The 25,318-nt window shown below is 59.4% G+C and carries 22 protein-coding genes; 12 read left to right on the forward strand and 10 right to left on the reverse strand.

The annotated features are described in order from the left end of the window. Positions 1 to 89 precede the first annotated feature (89 nt). From uvrD to lptM, 6 genes are all read right to left on the reverse strand, one after another. Positions 90 to 2,252, reverse strand: coding sequence for a DNA helicase II (uvrD, locus tag MFP24_RS10840; RefSeq protein WP_249230557.1), 2,163 nt, complete (start codon positions 2,250 to 2,252; stop codon positions 90 to 92). An 88-nt stretch (positions 2,253 to 2,340) separates the two neighbouring features. Next, the gene (yigB, locus tag MFP24_RS10845) at positions 2,341 to 3,057 is read right to left on the reverse strand and encodes a 5-amino-6-(5-phospho-D-ribitylamino)uracil phosphatase YigB (RefSeq protein ID WP_249230558.1); all 717 of its coding nucleotides are present in this window, start codon (positions 3,055 to 3,057) and stop codon (positions 2,341 to 2,343) included. Beyond that, complete coding sequence (xerC, locus tag MFP24_RS10850) at positions 3,057 to 3,989, reverse strand: tyrosine recombinase XerC (RefSeq protein ID WP_249230559.1); 933 nt, start codon at positions 3,987 to 3,989, stop codon at positions 3,057 to 3,059. Before xerC ends, yigB begins: the two co-directional genes overlap by 1 nt. Then, entirely contained in the window at positions 3,986 to 4,693 is a 708-nt protein-coding gene (locus MFP24_RS10855; RefSeq protein ID WP_249230560.1) for a DUF484 domain-containing protein, read from the reverse strand. Before MFP24_RS10855 ends, xerC begins: the two co-directional genes overlap by 4 nt. Next, positions 4,690 to 5,514, reverse strand: coding sequence for a diaminopimelate epimerase (dapF, locus tag MFP24_RS10860; RefSeq protein WP_249230561.1), 825 nt, complete (start codon positions 5,512 to 5,514; stop codon positions 4,690 to 4,692). Before dapF ends, MFP24_RS10855 begins: the two co-directional genes overlap by 4 nt. 144 nt (positions 5,515 to 5,658) lie before the next feature. Beyond that, complete coding sequence (gene lptM, locus MFP24_RS10865; protein ID WP_249230562.1) at positions 5,659 to 5,826, reverse strand: LPS translocon maturation chaperone LptM; 168 nt, start codon at positions 5,824 to 5,826, stop codon at positions 5,659 to 5,661. Positions 5,827 to 5,903: 77 nt separating this feature from the next. Between lptM and cyaY the strand changes: the two genes are divergently transcribed. Continuing rightward, positions 5,904 to 6,224, forward strand: a complete 321-nt coding sequence (cyaY, locus tag MFP24_RS10870; RefSeq protein ID WP_249230563.1) for an iron donor protein CyaY — start codon at positions 5,904 to 5,906, stop codon at positions 6,222 to 6,224. Positions 6,225 to 6,238: 14 nt separating this feature from the next. Here cyaY and MFP24_RS10875 read toward each other — a convergent pair whose 3' ends face one another. Together MFP24_RS10875 and MFP24_RS10880 are read right to left on the reverse strand one after the other, a co-directional pair. Then, positions 6,239 to 7,411: an MFS transporter gene (locus MFP24_RS10875; RefSeq protein ID WP_249230564.1), complete on the reverse strand. Its 1,173-nt coding sequence runs from the start codon at positions 7,409 to 7,411 to the stop codon at positions 6,239 to 6,241. Between the two features lie 47 nt (positions 7,412 to 7,458). Next, positions 7,459 to 10,008: a class I adenylate cyclase gene (locus MFP24_RS10880; RefSeq protein ID WP_249230565.1), complete on the reverse strand. Its 2,550-nt coding sequence runs from the start codon at positions 10,006 to 10,008 to the stop codon at positions 7,459 to 7,461. Between the two features lie 332 nt (positions 10,009 to 10,340). Between MFP24_RS10880 and hemC the strand changes: the two genes are divergently transcribed. The 4 genes from hemC to hemY are packed head-to-tail and all read left to right on the forward strand — an operon-like array spanning position 10,341 to position 14,382. Further along, positions 10,341 to 11,282, forward strand: coding sequence for a hydroxymethylbilane synthase (gene hemC / locus MFP24_RS10885; RefSeq protein ID WP_249230566.1), 942 nt, complete (start codon positions 10,341 to 10,343; stop codon positions 11,280 to 11,282). Continuing rightward, positions 11,279 to 12,019 (forward strand): uroporphyrinogen-III synthase, encoded by a 741-nt coding sequence (gene hemD, locus MFP24_RS10890; RefSeq protein WP_249230567.1) that lies wholly within the window; start codon positions 11,279 to 11,281, stop codon positions 12,017 to 12,019. The genes hemC and hemD overlap by 4 nt, the downstream gene beginning before the upstream one ends. A gap of 24 nt (positions 12,020 to 12,043) precedes the next feature. Next, positions 12,044 to 13,168: a uroporphyrinogen-III C-methyltransferase gene (gene hemX, locus MFP24_RS10895; protein WP_249230568.1), complete on the forward strand. Its 1,125-nt coding sequence runs from the start codon at positions 12,044 to 12,046 to the stop codon at positions 13,166 to 13,168. 2 nt (positions 13,169 to 13,170) lie between these two features. Then, positions 13,171 to 14,382 (forward strand): protoheme IX biogenesis protein HemY, encoded by a 1,212-nt coding sequence (gene hemY / locus MFP24_RS10900; RefSeq protein ID WP_249230569.1) that lies wholly within the window; start codon positions 13,171 to 13,173, stop codon positions 14,380 to 14,382. Positions 14,383 to 14,911: 529 nt separating this feature from the next. Here hemY and MFP24_RS10905 read toward each other — a convergent pair. Continuing rightward, on the reverse strand, positions 14,912 to 15,565 hold the full coding sequence (locus MFP24_RS10905) for a GntR family transcriptional regulator (RefSeq protein ID WP_249230570.1): 654 nt from the start codon (positions 15,563 to 15,565) through the stop codon (positions 14,912 to 14,914). Positions 15,566 to 15,904: 339 nt separating this feature from the next. Between MFP24_RS10905 and MFP24_RS10910 the strand changes: the two genes are divergently transcribed. From MFP24_RS10910 to MFP24_RS10940, 7 genes are all read left to right on the forward strand, one after another. Further along, positions 15,905 to 17,263, forward strand: coding sequence for an MmgE/PrpD family protein (locus MFP24_RS10910; RefSeq protein ID WP_249230571.1), 1,359 nt, complete (start codon positions 15,905 to 15,907; stop codon positions 17,261 to 17,263). Between the two features lie 82 nt (positions 17,264 to 17,345). Further along, on the forward strand, positions 17,346 to 18,671 hold the full coding sequence (locus tag MFP24_RS10915; protein WP_249230572.1) for an MmgE/PrpD family protein: 1,326 nt from the start codon (positions 17,346 to 17,348) through the stop codon (positions 18,669 to 18,671). A 62-nt stretch (positions 18,672 to 18,733) separates the two neighbouring features. Further along, positions 18,734 to 19,492, forward strand: coding sequence for a sulfite exporter TauE/SafE family protein (locus MFP24_RS10920; protein ID WP_136166877.1), 759 nt, complete (start codon positions 18,734 to 18,736; stop codon positions 19,490 to 19,492). Between the two features lie 197 nt (positions 19,493 to 19,689). Next, a complete protein-coding gene (locus MFP24_RS10925; protein WP_249230573.1) occupies positions 19,690 to 20,739 on the forward strand; it encodes an amino acid ABC transporter substrate-binding protein in 1,050 nt (349 codons plus the stop codon). A gap of 106 nt (positions 20,740 to 20,845) precedes the next feature. After that, positions 20,846 to 22,072 carry an amino acid ABC transporter permease gene (locus tag MFP24_RS10930; RefSeq protein ID WP_249230574.1) on the forward strand — a complete coding sequence of 409 codons (1,227 nt, stop codon included), beginning with the start codon at positions 20,846 to 20,848 and terminating at the stop codon, positions 22,070 to 22,072. Between the two features lie 10 nt (positions 22,073 to 22,082). Next, the gene (locus MFP24_RS10935) at positions 22,083 to 23,201 is read left to right on the forward strand and encodes an amino acid ABC transporter permease (protein ID WP_249230575.1); all 1,119 of its coding nucleotides are present in this window, start codon (positions 22,083 to 22,085) and stop codon (positions 23,199 to 23,201) included. Then, positions 23,198 to 23,953 (forward strand): amino acid ABC transporter ATP-binding protein, encoded by a 756-nt coding sequence (locus MFP24_RS10940; RefSeq protein WP_263458469.1) that lies wholly within the window; start codon positions 23,198 to 23,200, stop codon positions 23,951 to 23,953. The genes MFP24_RS10935 and MFP24_RS10940 overlap by 4 nt, the downstream gene beginning before the upstream one ends. Positions 23,954 to 24,091: 138 nt before the next feature. Here MFP24_RS10940 and MFP24_RS10945 read toward each other — a convergent pair whose 3' ends face one another. Next, entirely contained in the window at positions 24,092 to 25,249 is a 1,158-nt protein-coding gene (locus MFP24_RS10945; RefSeq protein WP_249230576.1) for a M20 peptidase aminoacylase family protein, read from the reverse strand. Between the last annotated feature and the right edge of the window lie 69 nt (positions 25,250 to 25,318).

Here is a 25,318-nt window from a genome sequence, read left to right on the forward strand (position 1 = left end):
GAATAATGATGCGCGCATGTTACGCCGAGATGAAAAAGGCTGTCAACTCGAAGAGCGGCGAATAATGCAACGATGCGCGATTTATCGTTTCACACCACTTCCAGCCGGGCATAGGCCGCCACCAGCCATTTAATGCCCTGCCCCTGAAAGGCCACCTGAATGCGGCAATGGTCGCCGCTGCCTTCCAGATTGACGATGGTGCCGTCGCCGAATTTACCGTGCCGCACCCGCTGGCCCAGCCGGTAGCCGCTGTCGCTCTCGCCGATCGGCGTGCCGAGGCGCTGATGGTTCACCGGGCGCGACACGCTGGCGCGCAGCCGGACCTCCTCGACGCACTCCGCCGGCAGTTCCCCGACGAAACGCGAGGGGCGGTGATAGGCCTCTTTGCCGTATAGACGGCGGGTTTCCGCATACGTCAGGGTCAGCTTCTGCATGGCGCGCGTCACCCCCACATAGGCCAGACGCCGCTCCTCCTCCAGCCGTCCGCCTTCGTCGAGCGACATCTGGCTGGGGAACATGCCCTCTTCCATCCCGACGATAAATACCTGCGGGAACTCCAGCCCTTTGGCCGAGTGCAGCGTCATCAGCTGTACCGCGTCCTGATAGGCGTCCGCCTGCCCTTCGCCCGCTTCCAGCGCCGCATGGGACAAAAACGCCTGCAGCGGCATCAGGTCCTGATCTTCATCCTGATAGCTGTACTGCCGCGTCGCGGTAACCAGCTCTTCCAGGTTTTCCACCCGCGCCTGCCCTTTTTCGCCTTTTTCCTGTTCGTACATATGCCACAGGCCGGAATCCTTGATCACCCGGTCGGTCTGCACGTGCAGCGGCAGTTCGGCGGTTTCATCGGCCAGCGCGTCAATCAGTTCGATAAAGCGCTGCAGCGAGGCGGACGCCCTGCCCGCCAGCACTTTTTCCTGCAACAGCGCGCGGGTAGCCTGCCATAGGGTCAGCTGCCGGTCGCGGGCGGTGTGACGCACCACATCCAGCGTGCGGTCGCCGATGCCGCGCGTCGGCGTATTCACCACCCGTTCAAACGCGGCGTCGTCATTGCGGTTGGCGATCAGACGCAGGTACGACAGGGCGTCCTTGATTTCCTGACGTTCGAAGAAGCGCATGCCGCCATAGATGCGGTACGGCATATTCTGCTGCAGCAGCGCTTCTTCCAGCACGCGCGACTGGGCGTTGCTGCGGTATAAAATGGCGTTATCGTTCAGCGCGCCGCCGTTTTCCTGCCAGACTTTAATCCGGTTGACCACAAAGCGCGCTTCATCCAGTTCGTTAAACGCGCAGTAGAGCGAAATCGGCTCGCCGTCCGCCCCGTCCGTCCACAGATTTTTGCCCAGCCGCCCGCCGTTATGGGCGATCAGCGCATTGGCGGCGTTGAGGATATTGCTGGTGGAACGGTAGTTCTGCTCCAGGCGGATGGTTTCCGCGCCGGCGAAATCCTGCAAGAACAGCTGAATATTTTCCACCTGCGCGCCGCGCCAGCCGTAAATCGACTGGTCGTCGTCGCCCACAATCATCACCCGGGCGCTGTCGCCCGCCAGCATGCGGATCCAGGCGTATTGAATGCGGTTGGTATCCTGAAACTCGTCCACCAGAATATTGCTGAAGCGCTCGCGGTAATGATTCAGGATATGCGGTTTATTCAGCCACAGCTCGTGCGCCCGCAGCAGCAGCTCGGCGAAATCCACCAGCCCGGCGCGGTCGCAGGCTTCCTGATAGGCCTGATAAACCCGCTGCCAGGTCTGCTCTATCGGATTGCCGTAGCTTTCAATATGTTGGGGACGCAAACCTTCGTCTTTTTTACCGTTGATGTACCACATCGCCTGACGCGGCGGCCACTGCTTCTCATCCAGATTCAGCGCCCGAATCAGGCGCTTGAGCAAACGCAGCTGATCTTCGCTGTCGAGAATCTGGAAATCCTGCGGCAGACCGGCGTCCAGATGGTGGGCGCGCAGCAGGCGGTGAGCCAGCCCGTGGAAGGTGCCGATCCACATGCCGCCCTGACTGGTGCCGATCAGGTGTTCGATGCGGTGGCGCATTTCCGCCGCCGCCTTGTTGGTAAAGGTCACCGCCATAATCGAATACGGCGAACAGTTTTCCACCGCCAGCAGCCAGGCGATACGATGCACCAGCACCCGCGTCTTGCCGCTGCCCGCCCCGGCCAGCACCAATAAATTGCCGCGCGGCGCGGCTACCGCGTCGCGCTGTTTGTCGTTGAGGCCATCGAGCAGAGCAGAAACGTCCATAGGTATCGGTTATCCGTTGACGGGAAACCGGATCGCCGCCGAGGAGACCGATTCCCACTGATTATTTATACAGCGTCTATACCGGTGATTATAACAACGCCGTCAGCGATTCCAACCGGGAAATTTCAAGATGCGGCAGCAGGCGCGCGTCATCAATGCGCATCAGGTTGCCTTGCCGCAGGTTGATCCAGCACGCCTGTAGCCCGCAGCGCAGCGCGCCGGCGACGTCGGTGGTGAGATCGTCCCCCACGTGCAAAATCCCGCTCGGCGGCAGATCGAACTTTTCCGCCGCCAGATGATACATATCGGCGAACGGCTTGGCGCGGCCGTGCGGGCCGGCGCGCAGAATAAACGTGAAGTAGCCGTCCAGACCGAACAGATGGGGTTCGGCGTTGCCGTTGGTGATCGCCGCCAGCGGCAGACGCTCGGCCAGCGCCGCCAGCGTGCGGTGCGTCTCTTGCGTCACGCTGATCCGGCTGCGCCAGAGGGCGAAGTTTTCCATCGACTCCCGCGCCCCCTGCGCCGCCTGGTCGGCGCTCAGGCCGATGTCCGTCAGCACCCGCTCGACCGTACGTCGCCGCCATTCGGTAACGTCGTGATAGATTTCCGGCTCCCGTTGCCGTAGTTCGTTGCGCCGGCGGTGGAAATCCGTTAGCTGAAAATCCTGCAGGGCGGGATGGTAGCGCTGCAGAAAGTCTATCGACTCCCGCTCGGTGCGCCGTATCACGTCATGGTTATCGTACAGCGTGTCGTCCAGATCGAAGGTGATAGCCCGGATTTCACCCAGCGGTCGGTAAAAATGCATCAGGTTTTTCCCCGTTTGGCGCGTGGATGCGCGGCATCATACACGGAAGCTAAATGCTGAAAGTCCAGATGGGTATAAATCTGCGTGGTGGAAAGGTTGGCATGGCCGAGCAATTCCTGCACCGCCCGTAAATCGCCGCTGGACTCCAGCATATGGGTGGCGAAAGAGTGGCGCAGCTTATGCGGGTGAACATGGCTGTTTACCCCCTGTTTTACCCCCCACTCGGCAAAGCGCTTTTGCACATTGCGCATGGAGATGCGCCGTCCCTGATTGGAAATAAAGATCGCCTCATCCTGCGGCCCGAACAGTTCCCGCAGCTCCAGCCAGCGCACCAGCCAGGCGACCGCCGTTTTCCCCATCGGCAGCCTGCGCTCTTTGCTGCCCTTGCCCATTACCCAAACTTCGCCGCTATCCAGGTCGACGTGCCGGCAATCCATCCCCACCAGCTCGGCCAGACGCAGGCCGGCGCCATACATCACCTCCAGCATGGCCCGATCGCGCACCGCCAGCGGATCGTCAAGATCGATATCCAGCAGGCGGTTCATCTCATCCACATCCATATTTTTGGGAAGATGACGTCCGGCGCGGGGCGTAGACACCCCCTTGGCCGGATTCGCGCCCAGTACGCCGCGCGACACCATCCAGTCGAGAAAGCTGCGCAGGGCGGACAGGCGCAGCGCCAGACTGGCGGCGTGCAGCCCGTCACGTTTACTGCGGGAGACGACCGCGCGCACGCCGGCCGCATCCAGGCGCCGCCAGTCATCGACGCCGGCCGCGGAGACGATGGCGATCGTCGCCGCCAGCTGGCGCGCATAGCTGATTTGCGTCAACCCGCTCAGCTGGCGCTCGACCTTCAGATAGCGCAGGAAATCGTCGACCTGCGATTGCAGCGGCGATAGCGATGAAGCGGCCGGTGAATCAGGCTGGCTCATACCCGTTCAACCCAGCGCTCCAGCATGGCCGGCAGCATGGTCGTCGCCAGCTGTTGCAGCAGCACGGTTCCCATACCATCCTGATAGTGATGGCTGTCGCGGCTGGAAAAAATAAGCAGCCCCAGATCGTGGTTTTCACCCATCATCGACAGGGCCACCGAACCAATCTGCTTCGCCTGCGGCAACAGCAGCAGCAGTTCAGGGCCGTTCAGGCTGCCCAGATAGTGGCTGGCCTGGCCGAGGCGCTGAATACGCAGGGGTTCGAACAGGGAGCGATTCAGGGATAAATGGGTAAAGTCGGAAGGCGCGCCAATCCGCCATTTGTCGCTGAACAGGCGAACCGACGCCCCCGCCAGCCCCAGCTTGCGCGCCCAGCGCTGCAGCCGGTCGAGCATATCCAGCAGACTATCCGCGGAGGCCAGCTCCGTTTGCAGGTTCAGTAAGCGGTTAAACAGCAATTCGTTCGCCCCGGCCTGCTCCATCAACAGCGTGATTTCCTCCTCAAGCTGGGTGATGTGGTGCCGCTGGCGCGCCAGCTGCCACTCCACCAGCGATACCGTTCCCCTGACGGGGTGCGGTATGCGCATCTGCTCGATTTGCCGGGCATTACGGATAAAAAAATCGGGATTCTGTTGCAGGAACTGCAAAACCATATCGTCACTGAGTGCGACCCGGCGCTCTGCCTGCTCCTCGACATTCTTCATAAATGAATAAATCCATCGTAAACATGCGTTGCAGGACCGGTCATAAATAGCGGATGCCCCGGTCCCTCCCAGTGGATCTGTAAATCGCCGCCCGGCAGCGACACCCGGACCTGCGCGGACAACAGATCCTGTTGAATGCCTACCGCCACGGCGGCGCAGGCGCCGCTGCCGCAGGCCTGGGTTTCGCCGGCGCCGCGCTCATACACCCGCAGGCGGATGCTATGGCGATCGATAACCTGCATAAATCCGATATTAGCACGTTCCGGGAAACGCTCATGATTTTCCAGCAGCGGCCCCAGCGCCTCGACGTTGGCGGTCGCCACATCCTCGACCTGGATCACGCAGTGCGGGTTGCCCATGGATACCGCGCCACAGAGTACGGTGTGCTCTTCGGCGCGCATAATGTAGGTTTTTTCCGCTTTTATGGCGCGAAAAGGGATCTGCTGCGGATCAAAATTGGGCTCGCCCATATTGACGCGGACCAGATCGTCGTCGGTGACGCTGAGCACCATTCTCCCCGTCTGGGTGCTCACCGCGATATCACGCTTGCTGGTCAGCCCTTTCAGGCGCACAAAACGGGCAAAACAGCGGGCGCCGTTGCCGCACTGCGCCACCTCGCTGCCGTCGGCGTTAAAAATACGGTAATGAAAATCCAGCTCAGGATCGTACGGCGGCTCCACCACCAGGAGTTGATCGAAGCCGATACCGCAGTGCCGATCCGCCAAACGGCGGATCAGTTCGGGTGAAAAATAAACATTTTGCGTAACGGCATCAACAACCATGAAATCATTGCCTAATCCGTGCATTTTAGCGAACTGCATTATCCTGACTCCGCTGGCTTAACCGGGCGCGGTAAAAACGCTATCGTGACCTGTTATAAGATTATGATTACCCTGCACCCTTTCCGGTTGCAGCGGCGTCTATCCCCCCTTGAAAGCGATGGGGCATAGACGCGCCATCGCCGACTACCGCTGCGCGGACGACTGTTGCTGTGCGTGATTCGCGTCCTGCTGCTGAGCGGTCGGCGTTGCCGATTGTTGCTCCGGCGGAAAATAAAGCGGCCCTTTCAAGCCGCATCCGAACAGACTCAGCAACGATAACGCCAGAAAAAACCGGCGAAATACTTTTTTCATAACATTAAGACCTGTAATTCATACATGCATGCTCTCTATAATCGCAGGTGGATCATGAAAATCAATAGGAATCGAAAATGAACGATAGCGAGTTCCACCAATTAGCCGACGAATTGCTGTTTCAACTGGAAGAAAGGCTGGATCAATTTACCGGCGATGCCGATATCGATTATGAAACCAACGGCGGCGTGATGACGCTAACCTTTGAAAACGGCAGCAAAATCGTGATTAACCGGCAGGAGCCGCTGCACCAGATCTGGCTGGCCGCCAGGTCCGGGGGATATCATTTCAATTATCAGGATCGGCGCTGGGTGTGCGATCGCGGCGGGGAGGATTTCTGGGCGCTGCTGTCCCGCGCCTGCTCAACGCAGGCCGGGGAAAGCGTGCGCTTCAGCTAGCCCCCCAGATCCTACTATTTACGTCGCATCAAGAACAGCATCAGCACCGTCGCCAGCAGAATGACCACGCTCACGATATTCACCAGCGGCCAGCCGCTGGTGAACGCCATCATGCTGCCCGCCGACAGCGAGGCCAGCGCATTGGGCAGGCTGATAACCAGCGAGTTGATGCCCTGAATCCGGGCTTTATGCGCCGAATGGGAAAACGCATTCAGCATAAACGTGCCGCCGTTGAACATAAACGCCCAGCCCACGCCGAACATGACCAGCGAGGAGAGGAAGTGCCAGAAGGTGAGGCCGTTCATCGCCAGCGCGATGCCGATTAAGTTACAGATAATCCCCGTTGCCACCACCGCACCGGCGCTCAGTCTTTTTGCCAGCAGCGCCAGCACCAGCGCCGGGGCATACATGGCGACAAAGTGCCACTGCAGCACCGTGGCGCTGCTGCCGACGGAAAAATGGTGCCGATGCATCGCCAGCGGGGCGGAGTTCATCAATAGCGTCATCACCACAAAACCGGCGGTACAGCTGGCCGTGCCGAGGATAAACGCCCGGCTTTTCAAAACCGCAGAGAGCGGCTCTGCGCTTTTTTCGGTTGTGACGCCCACCGCCGCCTGCGGCAGCTTCAGACCCAGCAGCAGCAGGGCCGTCACGATACAGATCAGCGCCGCGACCAGAAAACTGCCGAGAAACGGATACAGCGGCCAGAAATCGGAAGAGTGGCTGGCGGCGGCCGGACCGAGAAAGCCGCCCAGGATGCCGCCGCTGATCACCCAGGAAATCGCGCCGTTTTTCTGGTGGTTATCGCTGAACACCTCGGCGGCGGCAAAACGGTAATATTGATTAAAGGCGCAGGACATCCCCAGCACAAAGGTCGCCAACACAAACAGGGGAAAGTTTTTCAGCACGATCGCCAGCGCCGCCAGCAGCGACCCGGCGACGCCCAGCGCCGTGCCGATGATAAAGGCGTTTTTTCTGCCGTATTTCGCCATCAGCGAAGAAACCGAGTAAATCATCAGCGTGGCGCCGCAGACGGTGGCGGTAATCGGCAGGGTGGTCAGCAGCGGGATCGGCGCCATCAGGATACCGACCAGGGTGGAAGACAGGGTCATCAGCGAAATGATGCTGCCCGTCAGCCCCTGTCCCAGCGCCAGCAATATCAGGTTTCTGCGTTGCAACCTATCCATGGCAATTCCCTTGGTGAATGCGCTGAAAAAATCGGGGATGGTGAAAATTAAAGTATTTGCAGCCGCTGCGGCATCTCTCTGGAGGCATCATTGACCACCGGGGTAATGCACAGGTGAGAAAGCGCGCTGCTGCGGAACGGGATCACCTGGGTTCTGCCGTCCAGCTGCACAATCTGATAAAACTGCGGCAGGTTGAAGTTGATAAAGCTGGAGCCATAGGTAAAGCGGTCGTGAGACGACGAGTAGAAACGGCTGACGTCGCGCACCAGCTCTTCCTTGCTGCCCTCGCAGTGGTGATACACCTCAACCCGGTTGGACTCGTCGAGAATATAGATATTAAAGTCCTGATTCTCGACCACGTCCTCAAAGAAGAACTGGATGATGCCTTCGCTGGCGACGCCGTCGATAACCGGCGGCAGGTGTATGTGGTTGGTTTCGACCTGTACGCCCTGCAGCTTGTTGTTGGAAATCGCGCCATAGAATTCAACGGCGTTTTCCAACTTCTGCACCGATACGCTCAGCCGTTCGAAAAACAGTCCCCAGGTTTGGCCGGCCACTTTCACCGCCTTAAAGCGGCCCGGCTCCTGGCGCGTGCTGGTCAGGCGCGACTCGATGCATTCCGAGACCAGCTGCTGCACCCGGGTGCGGATAAGGCCGCGCAAATGCTGGCTGTAGCAGAACACCTCCAGCGACTCCGGCAACGCGGCATCCTGGTGCATCTTGCCCAGAATGGTTTTCAGCGCCTCCAGCATCGCCTGCTCGCCGCTGAAATGCAGCGTACGCACTTCGTTCCATGAGTTGCGGTACAGCAAATCAATGCTGCCGATCAGGCATTGCTGCTGCTGGCCGAAGCTGAAAACGTCCATCTGGCGGAAATCAAAATGCACCACCTGATTGCGGAAGGCCGCGGTGGGATCGTATTCCAGATTGACGATGATCGCCAAATGGCGAATTTCACACGGGCTGTACAGCGCTTTCGGCGTCGGCGCGGGCTGGCGCAGCGGGAAATGCCGCGCGACGTCGGCCACCAGCGCCTGCAGGCGGGTAATATCGCACAGATCGCTGCCTTTGATATGCAGGCGCGTACTCGGCGTCAACAGACCGTTGAAGTAGGCCCAGGCCACCAGCTTATTCAGGTAGCGGTTATATTCCAGCGGCTGATGGCTGATGATGGCGTCCATCGAGGGCGCCTGATTGTACAGATACCAGCCGGAACGGTTGGCGCGCCCCGCCGGTACGTAGATAAAGGTGAGATCCGGCTCGGACAAATCGGGGGAAATCTGCGGATTGAGCAGCGTCACCTTGCCCGGCAACGCTTCGAATGCGGCATACAGCTTACGGGTCAACACCCCGATATCCTGCGGGCTGGCGCTGACGCTCAGATTATTACGGCGGGCGAAGCGGATCAGGTTGCGGTAGGTTTGCATCATCGCATCCAGCAGTTCGTTGTGCGCTTCCCGTACCCGTTCTATTTTCCAGTTTGCCCGGTTGTCCAACATCGCCAGATGCTCATCGCTCCAGCCCCACTCCTGCACCAGCTGCTTCAGAATCTGGCGGCGCCAGCCCACGCAGGGGCGCTCCCGCGAGAGTTTTTCACAGACTTTTAAGTAGAAACATCGGCGCACCAGGTCCAGCCGGGTTTGATCGTTTATCTGCGTCAGATAGTTCGTCACCCGCTCCAGCATCATGCAGTAAGGATCCAGACCGAAAGAGACGATCTCGCCGTCATGCAGCCGTTTTTTGATATCCATGGACAGCAGATGCGTATCGGGATACTCCCAGGAATAGGCTTCCAGCAGCAGCGTTTTCAACACGGCCTTGTAGGGGGAGTCGATACTTTTATACAGCTGCCACAGACTGGCGCCGAAATACTCTTCCGCGGAAAGCGTACTCAGCCCGCCCAGGTCCAGCCATTCGTTCGGCGCCAGTACGCCCTGCGCATACAGCGACAGCACATACTCATCGTAATTGGGTTCTTCCTCCACCGGCACCATATTCCACAAAATACGCTTGCCCGCCATGCGGACCGCCGTGCGGTAGAATTCGTCGAGTAACAGAATATGCTGGGTAGAGCCGCAGTCTTCGCCGCCCAGACTGCCGCTTTCATTGTGGCGGAAGCGGTTTTCATCCATCAGGAAGAAGCTGACGTCCACTCCCTGCACCGCCGCCCACTCTTCCAGCAGCGTGCATTTTTTCTGCAGCCGCTGGCGCTCTTCGTTGTCCAGCCAGGATTGATGGCAAACCCAGATATCCAGATCGGAGCTACAGCTCTGGCCGATGGATGAGGTGCTGCCCATGGAATAGACGCCGGTAATCGGCAGTTCGCCCTGCTCATGCGAATTCGCGCAGGGGCCCCACCTTAATTCGATATTATCCAGGTAGCGCTGCTGCTTTTCATCAGGCGTGTAGAAACAGACGCCGTGAGGAACCTTGCCCTCGACGTAGCCCGGCATCAATGGGTGATGATGATGTAGTAAAATCGGCAAAAGACTGTAAACCTGCTGAAAAGCGGGCTTCATTGCGGCCAAAGCACGGTCAACGCGCAGTTGGTTGATCGCATCCAGTCTTTGCTTCAAAGTCTCGATGTAAAAGTACAAGACGTTTCGCCTGATTGTCCCAGTGCCTAGAAAAAAACCCGTATTTCCACTTTGCCAAGGGTAAAATTAGAAGAATGTTTGACAAAATATTGCTGGAAACGTGATCAATTTAACACCTTGCGGATTAAGCGTAAAGAAAGTAAAGAAAGCAGGCGCGCTTTACCTTGCTTTCACTACGATTTTAATTCTCGTCCGTTCAATCCAACCCGCCACATACTTTTCAGACACCGTTTTTCCCCTTTCGTTTTAAAGCGCCGCGCCGGCGTCCGCAACCTGACACTGGCGCACCATCAGTGATACGATGGTGGAAAATGATAAAAACGGTATCAAGCATGTTAGACAATATTATTAGAATTGCCACTCGCCAGAGCCCGCTTGCGCTGTGGCAAGCACAATATGTTCAACAGCGCCTGAACGTCTCCCACCCCGGACTTCAGGTCGAATTGGTGCCGATGGTGACCCGCGGCGACGTCATCCTGGATACCCCGTTAGCCAAAGTCGGCGGCAAGGGATTGTTTGTTAAAGAACTGGAACTGGCGCTGCTTGAGGGCCGCGCCGATATCGCCGTTCACTCCATGAAAGACGTGCCCGCCGAATTCCCTGAAGGCCTTGGCCTGGCGACCATCTGCGAGCGTGACGACCCGCGCGACGCCTTTGTCTCCAATCGCTATGCCGGCCTTGAGCAGCTTCCCGCCGGCAGCCGCGTGGGCACGTCCAGCCTGCGCCGCCAGTGCCAGTTGCGGGCGCGGCGCCCCGACCTGGTCATTGACGATTTGCGGGGGAATGTGGGAACCCGCTTAGCCAGGCTGGACGCCGGCGAGTATGATGCGATTATCCTGGCGGTGGCCGGGTTAAAACGCCTGAAGCTGGAAGAGCGCATCCGCTGCCCGTTAAGCCCGGAAACGTCGTTGCCGGCGGTGGGGCAAGGGGCGATCGGCATTGAATGCCGCCTGGACGATAAACGCACCCGCCGGCTGCTGGCCCCGCTGAATCACGCCGATACCGCCTCGCGCGTGCTGGCCGAGCGGGCGATGAACCTGCGCCTGGAAGGCGGGTGCCAGGTTCCCATCGGCAGCTATGCCGAACTGGACGGCGATATCCTGTGGCTGCGCGCGCTGGTCGGCGCACCGGACGGCAGCAGAATCATTAGCGGGGAGCGTAGAGGCAAAACCGCCGACGCGGAGCGGATCGGCACCGCGCTGGCGGAAGATCTGCTGGCGCAGGGCGCCGGGGAGATCCTGCAGGCGGTTTATCAGGAACCCCCTTCATCATGACCATTCTGGTTACCCGTCCGTCACCGGCCGGCGAGCAACTGGTGACCCGTTTGAGAAAGCTGGGCCACAGCGCTTACCACAGCCCGCTGATCGAATTTTCACCGGGCCGCGAACTGGCGCAGCTGCCCGCGCGGCTGGCGGCGCTGCGCCCCGGCGATCTGCTGTTTGCGCTGTCGCAGCACGCCATAGACTACGCCGACCCGCTGCTGGCCCGAAGCGGGGCGGGCTGGCCGCAAGCGGCGGTCTATTTCGCCATCGGCCGGACCACGGCGTTGGCGCTGCATACCGTCACCGCCCGGCCCGTCGCCTACCCGTCGCCAAGCGAAACCAGCGAAACGTTACTGCAATTACCCGAACTGCGGCATGTTAATGGTAAACAGGCGCTATTATTACGGGGTAACGGCGGCAGGGAATTGCTGGGCGGCACGCTCGCCGAGCGCGGAGCGCAGGTCAGCTACTGCGAATGCTATCAGCGCAGCCCGGTTTATTACGACGGAGCGGAGCAAAGCCGCCACTGGCAGCAGGCCGGCATCGACAAACTGGTGATCACCAGCGGAGAAATGCTGCAACGGATCTATACTTTAGTTCCTGATTACTATCGGGCTTCCTGGTTACTGGGCTGCCAGTTGATAGTGGTTAGCGAACGTCTGGCCGCCCAGGCCCGCCGGTTAGGCTGGCGTAATATTCGGGTAGCCGATAATGCCGACAACGATGCGCTTATGCGCGCACTACAATAAACCTGATCATGGGATGTACCTTTTATGACGGAACACAATACCCCCACGACCCCATCTGAAGAGGTTGCAGAACGGGTTGAACCCGCGCATCAGCAGGAACCCGCGCCGCAGCCGGCCAAACGAAGCGGAATCGTGCTGGGAACGCTGGCTATCATTATCGCGCTGGCGCTCAGCGGCGGACTTTATTACTACACTCATCAACAAGATCGGCAGGAAGCGGCCGCCATCCAGAGTCTGGAGTCGCAGTTGAGCGCGCTGCAACAGCAGCACAAACAGCAACAGCAGCAGTGGCAGGACGCGCTGCAACAGCAGACCAAAGCACAGGATGCCGCCGAGCAGCGTCTTGACGCCCTGACCCGGCATACGGATGAAATGGGCGAAAAACTGGCGGCCCTCTCCAATCACGACACCAACGCCTGGCTGCTGGCGCAGGCGGATTTTCTGGTGAAACTGGCGGGCCGCAAGCTGTGGAGCGATAAGGACGTCACCACCGCCGGCGCGCTGCTGAAAAGCGCGGATGCCAGCCTGGCGGAAATGAACGACCCCAGCGTGATCGAAATCCGCCGCGCGCTTACCGGCGATATCAGCGCGCTGGCGGGCGTCAGCCAGATAGATTTCGACGGCATCATCCTCAAGGTCAACCAACTGACCGATCAGGTGGATAACCTGCGCCTCGCCGACAACAACAGCGATGAAGCGCCGATGGATGAAAACAGCACCGAGCTCTCCGCCTCCCTCAGCGAATGGCGGCAAAACCTCAGCAAGAGCTGGCATAACTTCCTGGCGGAGTTTATCACCATTCGCCGCCGCGACAGCGCCGCCGAACCGCTGCTGGCGCCGAGCCAGGACGTTTATCTGCGCGAGAATATCCGTTCGCGCCTGCTGGTCGCCGCCCAGGCGATCCCGCGGCATCAGAACGAAACCTATAAACAATCGCTGGAAACCGCCTCCACCTGGGTGAGAGCCTACTTCGATACCAGCGATCCCAGCACCCAGGCGTTTCTCGATCAGCTCGATGAACTGAGCCAGCAATCGGTGTCGATGGATGTTCCCACCGAACTGCAAAGCCAGCCGTTACTGGAAAAACTGATGCAGACGCGGGTGCGCAACTTACTGGCTCAGGCGCCAGCGACACGGCAGGAGGGCTGAACATGCTGAAGCTCTTGCTGTTGTTCCTTATCCTGATCGCCGGCGTAGTGCTCGGGCCGATGGTGGCGGGCCACCAGGGATACGTGCTGATTCAAACGGACAACTACAATATTGAAACCAGCGTAACGGGTCTGGCGATCGTCCTGGTGTTGCTGTTCCTCGCCCTGCTGGCCGTCGAATGGATTATCCGCCGTATTTTCCATACCGGCGCCCGCACCCGCGGCTGGTTTCTGGGGCGCAAACGCAGCCGGGCCAGAAAACAGACCAAGGCCGCGCTGCTCAAGCTGGCGGAAGGCGATTATCTCCAGGTGGAAAAATTACTCACCCGCAATGCCGACCACGCCGAGCAGCCGGTGGTTAACTACCTGCTGGCCGCGGAAGCGGCTCAGCAGCGCGGCGATGATTTCCGCACCAAGCAATATCTGGAGCGCGCCGCGGAAATCGCCGACAGCGATCAACTGCCGGTGGATATTACCCGCGTGCGCATCCAGCTGGCGCGCCATGAGGATCACGCGGCCCGTCATGGCGTCGACCGCCTGCTGGAAGTCGCCCCGCGCCACCCGGAAGTGCTGCGTCTGGCCGAGCAGGCTTTTCTGCGCACCAGCGCCTACGGCGCGCTGCTGGATATTCTGCCGGCGATGCGCAAAACGCGCCTGCATGATGAAGAGCAGCTGCGGAGCCTGCAGCAACAGGCCTATATCGGCCTGATGAACCAGGCCATGGCCGACGGCGGCAGCGAAGGGCTGAAGCAGTGGTGGAATAATCAGAGCCGTAAAGTGCGCCATGAAGTTCCTCTGCAGGTGGCGATGGCGGAGCACCTTATCGAATGCGACGACCACGATACCGCCCAGAAAATCATTCTCGACGGGCTCAAGCGGCAGTACGACGAGCGGCTGGTGCTGTTGATGCCGCGGCTGAAGGCGGGCAACCCCGATCAGCTGGAAAAAATGCTGCACCAGCAGATCAAACAGCAGGGCGCCACGCCGCTGCTGAACAGTACGCTGGGACAGCTATTGATGAAGCATGGCGAATGGCAGCAGGCCAGCGACGCTTTCCGCGCCGCGCTGGAGCAGCGCCCGGACGCCTATGACTACGCCTGGCGCGCCGATGCGCTCGATCGCCTGCATCTGCCCGACGAAGCGGCGCAAATGCGGCAATCAGGCCTGATGCTGACGCTGCAATCCCCCGCCGAATCGCCGCGACAGGGCGCCTGAGCGGCGCCTGCAAAGCAAAAAAAACGCTTACCGATAACGGTAAGCGTTGAAAAAATCAGGTCTTTAAGACAAGGGTTGGTGCCTCACTCAACGTTGTGTCCGAAAAATCCGATGGAGATTCGCACCTTCATCTGGAATTGGACCATAGGCACCTTAAATTGGCTCTGCGTCATTCCCAGGATTATGAAGCCGAAGCAAGCATAGAAGGTGGAATGAGCATCTACGCCGAGAATGATGCACTTTCCATGCCATATATTCAATGATATTGGGAAAAGAAACGGGCGGCGGATTAGCCGCTGAAAATAATATAATTATTTATTATGGATCCACCCTGCGCCGCGCGGGGATCACCGAGAAAATACGCTCTGGTTAGCGTTAATCGTCGCCATTTAGCGACACCTCAAACCCATAAACAAACTATTTATAGTTATCAGCAAGTTAAATGTCTCCATTTTGAGACAGCCAACCCCGCGTCTGTCGCCAAATGCCAACAGCTCAACCATCCTGCCGCGCCTCCGGCGGGCATGCTTCAAAAATCCCGCTGGCTCAGTATTCCCAGGCGGGCGCGATAGCCGTTTCTGATATGCCGGCAGGCGATCTCCTGCGCCGCTTCCCGATCGCGCCGCGCCAGCGCGTCGACAATCAGCTGGTGCTCTTTTTTCGCTTCCTCAACCCGTTCAGGCAGCTCGTAGGTGGTCCCGCGCAGCAGCGACAGGTGAATCCGCAAATTATCCAGCATCTCGTTCAGATAGGGATTATGGGTGGCGCGATAAATCTGTCTATGAAACAAACGGTTATGATCGTGCAGCAGTTTGCTGTCGTCGATCTGCCGCTCGGCGTTAACCATTTTCTGCAACAGAGCGATTTCCTCTTCCGACGCCGAGGCCACGGCGAGCTCGATAGCCAGCCGCTCCAGTCCCTCGCGCACGGCAAATAGCTGACGCAACCGTTCATAGCTGATCTGGGCAATCATCAGGCCGCGCTGCGGGCCGGGCTCCACCAGCCCCAGGGTTTGCAGCCGGTGCAACGCTTCACGAATCGGCGTGCGGCTAAGGCCGAACTGCTTCGCCAGCCGGGCTTCCTGCAAACGTTCCCCCGGCAGCAGTTCGCCTCTTTCAATCGCCGCTATCAGGGTATCAAACGGCGATAACGCCGCCTCTCGGTCAGTCAGTTTTAGATTCATAATCCGTCAATGAGTAAGGTAACAATGAGAAAGCACACGCCGGGCGGGCCGAAAATCATCATTATAAGCCAGCTTGATACGTTCGCCGGGACGGCGATCGTCAATAAGTTGAAAACGTTTCAAGTTTGCCCGACGCCGCGCCGTTGGCAATATCTCGCATTGCTTATTTTGTTCTTTGCTTAGCTAAAAAGCATCTTTGTTGCGGCGGATGCTGTTGCTATTCTGCCTGACATAACGGTATACAAATGAATGCAAAAAATAAAGGCCATGCTCATTTTTCCGGCATTACAGCCTTTTCATCGTTAGCGTCACAGCATTTTTGCTTAAGGAGTCATTGCGATGACCACTACCCCCGCGCGCTCGCGCGGAGAACAACTTAGCCGGTTTATCAGCCAGGCCCCCCGGCTCCCCATTCCCGACGCCGTGCTGCTCGAAGCCAAGCGCGCGCTGGTTGATTATCTGGGCGTGGCGCTGGGCGCGGTCAATGACGACGCCGTACAGGCGGTGCGCCAGACCGTCAGGCGCTGGCATTCGCAGGGCGAGGCGCAAATTTTTCTCGGCGATAAAACCGCGCCGGCGCTGGCCGCGCTGGTCAACGGCACCATGGCGCATGCCGCCGATTACGATGATACCCATCCGGCGGGCGCCGGGCATCCGAGCGGTCCCTGCTGGTCCGCGGCGCTGGCGATGGCCCAGGTCTATCGGGCCGACGAACAGGCCACGCTGATCGCCTTTATTACCGGCTTTGAAGTGATGGCCAAGCTGGGCGGCGGCTGGGTGCCCGGCGTGGGGCGCAATCTGCAACGGCGCGGTTTCCACCCCACCTCGGTGGTGGGCCGGGCGGGCGCCGCCGCGGTCTCCGCCTCGATCCTGCAATTGAATCCGCAGCAAATCGCCAACGCGCTGGGCGCGGCGGCCACCATGATGGGCGGGCTGCAGAAATCTTCCGGCACCCACGGCAAACCGTTTCACGCCGGCAAAGCCGCGATGGACGGCATTATGGCCGCCGAGCTGGCCGCCGAGGGATTTACCGCCGCGCATCACTTCTATGAAACCGACGGCTGGGTGAAAATATTTATTCAGGACGGCAGCGCGGAAATTCCCGCGCTGGATTTCGGCGACAGCTGGGAACTGCTCACCAACGGCTACAAGCTTTACGCCAGCTGCCGCGGGACCCACGCGTCGATAGAAACCGCCCGCGGTCTCTATCCGCGTCTTAACGGCCGTAAAATCAAACGCATCCACGCCAAAGTGCATCCGATGGGCATGGTCAACGCCGGTATCGCCAACCCGAAAACGCCGCTGGAAAGCAAATTCAGCATTCCCCACTGCATTACTCTGGCGCTGAGCGGCTACCAGCTGACCGATATCGATTTTACCCAGCAGACCGTCGACGATCCGCGTCCGCGCCAATTGCTGCCGCTGCTGACGGTGGAAGCCGTCGACGGCCAGTCGGCCAGTTCCGCCTTTATCGACGTCTGGCTGGAGGACGGCGAACGGTTGCAGGGTGAAACGCGGGTCTATCGCGGTCATGCGGAAAACCCGCTCTCCGCCGAGGAGCTGCGCGCCAAGTTCGACACGCTGACCGTTCCGCTGTTAGGCGCCGCCGATAGCGACAGGCTGTACCAGGCGGCGATTAACTTTGAGCAGCCCGGCTCGCTGTCCGTCATCAGCGAGATTCTGGCCGCCCGCGTCTAACCTCGACAGCCTTACCCATCTTGTCCCGGCCCGACATGACGGCCGGGCTTTTATTGCGCGATTTGTACAGGAAACCCGTTCCATGACCATTGCCCGCCAGTTTGCCCGTAACCTGCTGGAGTTTTCCCGCCGGCCCTTCCCTGCCGACGCCTTGACGCACGCCAGAACCGCCATTATCGATACGCTCGGCGTAACGCTGGCGGGCGGGGTTCAGGATGGGGCGCAAAAACTCCGCGCGGTAATCGTCCCCACGGCGGCGGCGGGGAAAAGCCGGGTGTTCGGCACCGATCTGCATCTCAACGCGCTGGATGCCGCCTTGCTGAACGGCACCTCCGCGCACCTGCTGGATTTCGACGATTCCAACTCCTGGCTGCACGGCCATATCTCGGTGGCGGTGCTGCCGGCGCTGCTGGCGCTGGCGGATGAGCGGCAATCCAGCGGTACGGAGGTACTGCGCGCCTATCTTACGGGATACGAAACCGCGGCGCGGATGGGAAAAACCGTCAGCCCGTTTCAATACCGCCACGGCTGGCACCCCACCACCTCGGTGGGCATCTTCGCCGCCGTCGCCGCCTGCGCCGTGCTGCTGGAGCTGAGCGAAGAGCAAACGGCCGCCGCGCTGTCGATTAGCGCGTCGCTGGCTTCCGGCATCAAGTCCAACTTCGGCAGCCAGACCAAATCGCTGGCGGTGGGACACGCCAATCGCAGTGCGCTGATGGCGACGCTGCTGGCCCGCCAGGAGTACAGCGCCGGATTGACGGCCTTTGAACATCACCACGGTTATTTCAATGTCTATAACCGCGGGCCGGAAAACTATGACGCCGCCCCGCTCACCGAACCCTGGGATGCGCCATCGCATATCCTCGATGGGGTCAAAGGCAATAACTTTAAATATTTCCCCTGCTGCTATGCGATTTTGTCGCCGCTGGACGCCCTGCTGACGCTGCGTGAACAGAGCGCGCTGCCCGCGGAGCAGATCGCGCGTATTCAGGTCGCCGTCCACCCGATCCGTTTCCCGCACATCAATACGCCACGCCCGGAAACGCCGCTGGCCGGGAAGTTCAGCCTGCATTATTGTATCGCCCGCGCCTGGCTCAACGGCCGGCTGACGCTGGATGATTTTATCGACGTCGCCGCGTTCAACGATCCCGCCACCAACGCTCTGATGGCGAAAGTCGAGCTGAGCTGTCACGATGAAAGCATTACCCACAGCGCGCAGGTTACGCTGATTACCGAGGATGGGCGGCGCCTTAGCCATTACGTGGCGGGAGCGCGCGGCTCCAGCGCCGACAACCCGTTGCCGGACGGTCTGATTGAACAGAAATTCCTCGACTGCGCCGGCCAGGCGATGCCGCCTGAAGCGGCGCAGGCGCTGTATCAGCGTTTGTTGCAGGATAATTTTCGCTAACTTTATCCATCTGCCCGACGGCAGGCGACGGCATGGGCCGTCGCATTATTACGAGACTGTTTATGATGCTTAACCTGATCCCGCCGGAAATCTCACCGCTGTTCGCCGGCATACTGGTATTTTGCAGTTTTCTCACCTCGGCGTTGACCGCCGCGCTGGGGCTGGGCGGCGGCGTGACGCTGCTGGCGATCATGGGATTGGGTATGCCGGTCAGCAGCCTGTTGCCGGTACACGGCATCGTGCAGCTCGGTTCGAATCTGAGCCGTACGCTGATGCAACGTCTGTACGTGGTATGGCCGCTGGTGCTGTGGTTTTTTATCGGCAGCGTCGCGGGCATCGCGCTCGGCGCGCCGGTCGCGGCCTGGATCCCGGACAGCGTGGCCAAAATCGCGCTGGCGCTGTTTATTCTGTGGTCGGTATTTCATAAGCGCGCGCCGCCCAAAAAGATAAACCGTCCGTTCTTTATTCTCGGCGGGGCGGTGACCAGTATCGGCACCATGATCGTCGGGGCGACCGGCCCGCTGGTCGCCGGGCTGATCGGCTCGCAGGGGCTGACCAAACAACCGCTGATCGCCACCCACGCCACCTGTATGGTGCTGCAACACGGCCTGAAAATCCTCGCCTTCGGCCTGATGGGCTTTGCCTACGCCAGCTGGCTGCCGATGCTGATCGCCATGATCGCCAGCGGCGTGCTGGGCACCTGGCTCGGCACCCGGCTGCTGGATAACCTGCCCGAAAGGCTGTTTCGCACCGCCTTTCGCCTGACGATGGTTATCCTCAGCGCGCAGCTACTCTGGCAGGGCATCAGGGGCTGGGCGTAATTCGCGGATAGCGGCAATTTTCCTATACCAACCAAAGCCTTTCTTGCTATATCCACTATTTCTCTTTGCATAGTGAAATTTGCTATTTGCCATTTAGACAGGGCGTTGAGAACATTGGTATACAAAAGAGCACCGTAAATAAAAATATCAATAAATACATAATGTTAAATTAAATCACTCCGCTACAAGGAATATCCATGCTAAATAAAACCCGCGCTTTGGCGGCAGTGATGCTGCTAACCCTGGGTAGCGCCCTGTCTCCCGCTCATGCGGAAACCGCCGTCGCCGGCAATGGCGAAACGCTGAAGAAAATCAAGGCCAGAGGAGAGCTGATCTGCGGCGTGCATCCTGCCCGTCACGGTTTTTCCTCCATCGACAGCAAAGGACAGTGGACCGGTCTGGACGTCGACTTCTGCCGCGTGCTGGCGACGGCGGTGTTCGGCGACGCCGGCAAGGTGCGTTTCACCCCGCTCTCCTCCGCTCAGCGTTTCCCCGCCATTCAGTCAGGCGAAGTGGACGTGCTGTCGCGCAATACCACCGCGCAGCTATCCCGCGATGTATCGCTGGGGTTGAACTTCGCGCCGCCGACTTTCTACACCGGCGTTGGCTTTATGGTACGCACCAACAGCGGCGTGAAAAAAATCGAGGATATGGATGGCGCCACCATCTGTGTCACGCCGGGCAGCGGTGCCGAATTTACCATCGCGCAGATCTTCGCTTCCCGCAACATGAAATACACCCCAGTGGTGATTGAAAACAATAAAGAGTACGTGTCCGCCTATCTGTCAGGCCGTTGCGACGTCATCGCCCGCGATAAAATCGCCCTGCCCGGGGTGAAAAACCATGACGCAGAAAACCCGGAGGATCACTACATCCTGCCGGGCATCTACTCTAAAGAGCCGCTGGCGATAGCAGTGCGCAAGGGCGACGATCAGTGGTTCGACATTGTGAAGTGGGCGGTTTACGCCACTTTCAACGCGGAAGAGATGAACGTCAATCAGGCCAACGTGGATGAACAACTGAAATCCGGCGACCCGGACGTACAGACGCTGCTGGGCGTCACCGGCGACTACGGCCAGAAGCTGGGGCTGGACAACAAATGGGTGTACAACATCGTGAAACAGGTGGGCAACTACGGCGATATCTATAACCGCCACTTCGGCCCCGATACCGCCGAACCGCTGGATCGCGATCTGAACAACCAGTGGACCAAGGGCGGCCTGATCTACGGTTTGCCTATTCGCTGATTCCGCCTATCACGGCGTAAACGAAGGCCTCGCCTCGTATTACGCCGTCAGATAAAAAATCGCTGCTGACGAGGACAGGTTTTTACCTGAAATAAAAGAAACACTGATGACAAAGCGTCGAGAAAAGATAAACACGCCGGCAACTTTTCCTTTATCCGCGGAAAAGTTTTTTGCGTATAAAAATATATTCGCCATCATGGGTAATAAATCATTTCGGGCCTGGTTTTATCAGTTCTTACTCGGCGCGCTGATTATTTTATTCAGCTACTGGCTCTACGGCAACGTGATGGATAATTTGCGCTCGCAGAATATCGCCACCGGTTTTGGTTTCCTGCCCCATCAAGCCCAGTTTGAAATCGGCGAAAAACTGATTGAATACAGCGCGCGCGACAGCTACGCCCGCGCCGTGCTGGTGGGGCTGCTCAATACGCTCTATGTCTCGCTGTGGGGCATTATCCTGGCCACCGTGCTGGGGTTTTCCATCGGCATCGCCAGGGTATCGAAAAACTGGCTGCTGGCGCGCATCGCCGGGGTCTACGTGGAGCTGATGCGTAATGTCCCGGTGATCCTGCAGGTGATTTTCTGGTCGGTGGTGATCCGTAACCTGCCCGGCCCGCGCGGCGCCATCGAATTCGGCGACGTGGGATTTCTCACCAATCGCGGCCTCTCCTTCGCGCTGCCGGCCGCCCATCCCGGCTGGCTATGGTGCGCCATCGCCCTGGCGGCGGCGCTGCTGGTCAGCGCCGTGCTGAAGGTGGCCGGACGCCGCCTGCGCGAACGTAGCGGGCGCGTTCTTCCGGTCGGGCGCATCGCGCCGGCGCTGATTATCGGCCTGCCGCTGCTGGCATGGTGGCTGTCCGGCAGCCCCCACCAGCTTGACCGGCCGGAACTGAGCGGCTTCAACTTCCGCGGCGGGTTCACCATCAGCCCGGAATTTACCTCGCTGCTGCTGGGCATTGCCCTCTACTCTTCCGCGTTTATCGCCGAAATTGTCCGCGCCGGCATCCAGTCAATCCCCAGGGGGCAGTTGGAAGCCGCCCGCGCCCTGTCGCTCTCCCCCTGGCAGATGATGCGCCATATCATTATTCCGCAGGCGATGCGGGTGATCGTCCCGCCGCTCACCAGCCAGTTCGTCAGCCTGTCGAAAAACAGCTCCATCGCCGTGGTGGTGGGCTATCCGGAGCTGGCCAACATCGGCAATACGCTGATGACCCAGACCGGACAGGCGCTGGAAGTGATCGCCATTATGATGGTGGTCTACCTGACGATCAGCAGCGTGACCTCGCTGCTGATGAATATCTTTAACCGCGTCGTCGCCATCAAAGAACGCTGAGGAGCGCGCCATGTCGTCCCCTTTTTCACCCGCCGCGGCAAGCCCCGGCCTGCCCGCCGCCTGGCGCTGGATGCGCCGCAACCTGTTCAGCAGCCTGCCGCAGACCATCCTGACCCTGCTGCTGGCCGCGCTAGTATTGGTAGTCGGCGCCAAGCTGCTGCGCTGGGGCATTATCGACGCGGTGTGGAGCGCCGCCGACCCGCAGGTATGCCGCGCCGCCGCGGGCGCCTGCTGGGCGGTTATCGGCGAGAAACACCGGCCGATCCTGTTTGGCATCTATCCTTACGATCAGCACTGGCGGCCGCTTATCGCCATGGCGCTCTGGTTCCTGACCCTCGGCGTGTCGCTGATGCCGCGCTTCTGGCATTCACGCATTCTGCTGCCGCTATGGCTGCTGTCCGTCAGCGTGATGGCCGTGCTGATGAGCGGCGGCATCCTGGGGCTGCCCCATGTTCCCTCATCAGAATGGGGCGGGCTGCCGCTCACCATCCTGCTGTTTAGCGGAACGGTGGTGATCGGCATGCCCTTTTCCGTATTGCTGGCGCTCGGCCGTCGTTCGCCACTGCCGTTCTTGCGCAGCCTGTCGGTGATTTTTATTGAAAGCCTGCGCGGCGTGCCGCTGATTACCATTCTGTTTGTGGCGGTCAATGTCTTTCCGCTGTTTCTGCCGCCGGGCATGGAAATCAACAAGCTGCTGCGCGTCGTCGTCGGCATCGCGTTGTTTTTCGCCTGCTATCAGGCGGAAGTGATTCGCGGCGGCCTGCAGTCGGTGCCGCGCGGACAGTACGAAGCCGCCACGGCGCTCAACCTGAGCTATTGGCACACCACCACGAAAATCATTTTGCCGCAGGCGCTGCGCATCTGTCTGCCGGCGATGACCAACCACATTATCGCCGCCATGAAAAACACCTCTTTCGTGATTATTATCGGCCTGTTCGATATTCTGACCGCCACCAGTTCGGTGATGCAGGACCCGCTGTGGCGCCGTTATTACATCGAAACCTACCTGTTTATCTGCGCCATTTATCTGTTATTCGGCTTTTTACTGTCCCGCTATGCGCTGTGGGTGGAAAAACGCATTGATGCCAGCCGTAATCCTGAAACGCTTAACCACGGAGCCTTGTCATGAGTAGTTCGCTTTCCGCCGCGCCGGTGATTGAAATCACATCCGTCAGCAAATGGTATGGCGGGTTTCAGGCGCTGAACAACGTCTCGCTGAACGTGGCCAAAGGGGAACGCGTGGTGATCTGCGGTCCCTCCGGTTCAGGCAAATCCACGCTGATCCGCTGCATTAACCGGCTGGAAGAACATCATCAGGGGCGGATACGGGTCAATGGTATCGAGATGAACGATAACATCAAGAATATCAACCGTATCCGGCTAAGCATCGGTATGCTGTTCCAGCAGTTTAATCTGTTTCCGCATCTGAGCGTGCTGGACAACCTGCTCATCGGCCCGACGCTGGTGCGGCAAATGAAAAAACAGCAGGCCATCGAACTGGCGATGCACTATCTGGAAAAGGTGCATATCGCCAATCAGGCGCACAAGTTCCCGCTGCAGCTATCGGGCGGGCAGCAGCAGCGCGTGGCGATTGCGCGCGCCTTGTGTATGCAGCCGGAAATCATGCTGTTTGACGAGCCGACCTCGGCGCTGGATCCGGAAATGATTAAAGAAGTGCTGGACGTGATGCTCGACCTGGCGGAGAGCGGTATGACCATGATCGTGGTCACCCATGAAATGGGCTTTGCCAAAACGGTGGCGGATAAGGTGATCCTGATGGCCGACGGCGGCGTGATCGAATCCGCGCCGCCGCAAACCTTCTTCAACCAGCCCGAACACCCGCGCACCCGGCAGTTCCTCGATCAGATACTCAGTCATTAACGGCGAGGCGGACTGTCGCCTGGCGGAGACGGAATGAGGATGGAGCGATTAATTTATGGTATATCAATAAGTTAATTGTCTCTTTCTTGCGACAGGATAGCCACCAATGCCGGCAAAATACCGGCATTGGCCATCAACTCAGCGGGACGCCAGCTGCTCCAGGCTTTGCTTCGCCAGCTGATACAGGTAGTGCGCCGTGGGGAACAGCGCGCGATCGTCGACGCGGAATTTGGGGTGATGCAGCGCGTACGGGCCGCCGGAACCCACCATCATAAAGGTCCCCGGCAGCTTCTGCTGATAGAAGGCGAAATCCTCGCCGATGGGGCTGGCCTCAATGCGCCGCGCTTCGAACCCTTCTTCGTCCGCCACGTTCAGCGCGAAATCTACCCACTGCGCCGTATTGACCACCGACGGCGGCCCGGCATGCCAGATAAACTCGATTTCCGCGCCAAAGGTAGCGGCAATCCCGGCCGCAATCTGGCGAAAGCGCTGTTCAATCAACTCGCGCACATCCTGGCTGAAGGTTCTTACCGTGCCTTCCACATACGCGGTATCCGGGATCACGTTCCAGGTGCTGCCGCTGTGCACCTGCGTTATCGACACCACCGCATTGTTGTCCGACGGTACGCTGCGGCTGATAATCGTCTGCGTCGCGGAAATCAGCTGACCCAGAATAACGATGGGATCGTTGCCTTCATGGGGTTTCGCCGCATGACAGCCTTTGGCGGCGATTTTGATTTCAAAGCGGTCCACGCCAGCGGTCAGCGCGCCCTCTTTTCCGCCGATCACCCCCACCGGCAGCGTGGGATCGTTATGAATGCCGAAGATCGCCGCCGCGTCGTCCAGCGCGCCGGTGGCAATCACCTCCGGCGCCCCCAGCCCCGTTTCCTCGGCGGCCTGAAACAAAATGCGCACCCTGCCTTTCAGTTCCGGCTCGATTTTTTTCAGCAGAATGGCGGCGCCCAGCGCGGCGGAAGAGTGGAAATCGTGCCCGCAGGCATGCATTACCCCTTTACGGGTCGAGGTAAAGTCAACGCCGGACTCCTCTTCAATCGGCAGGGCGTCGATATCGGAGCGCACCACCACCAGCGGACCGTCCTGCTGCCCGCCGACTTCCGCCACCAGGCCGGTCTTCAGCGGCAGTTCGAGCACGCGAATCCCTTCCTTTTCCAGTACGGCTCTGATTTTCGCGGTGGTCTCAAATTCCTGATTGGATAATTCCGGGTGTTGATGCAGGTCGTGGCGAAATGCCTGAATAAACTGCGCCAACGGCTGATGCTGAGATGCTGTTTTCATTAATGCTTACTCCACATTGTCTGCTCCGCTTAGCAGAGCCGCCCGCTCAGGGGCGTGCAGGTACTGCTT

This window comes from Brenneria tiliae, from assembly GCF_023347575.1.
In the GTDB taxonomy this organism is placed as follows: Bacteria; Pseudomonadota; Gammaproteobacteria; order Enterobacterales; family Enterobacteriaceae; genus Brenneria; species Brenneria corticis.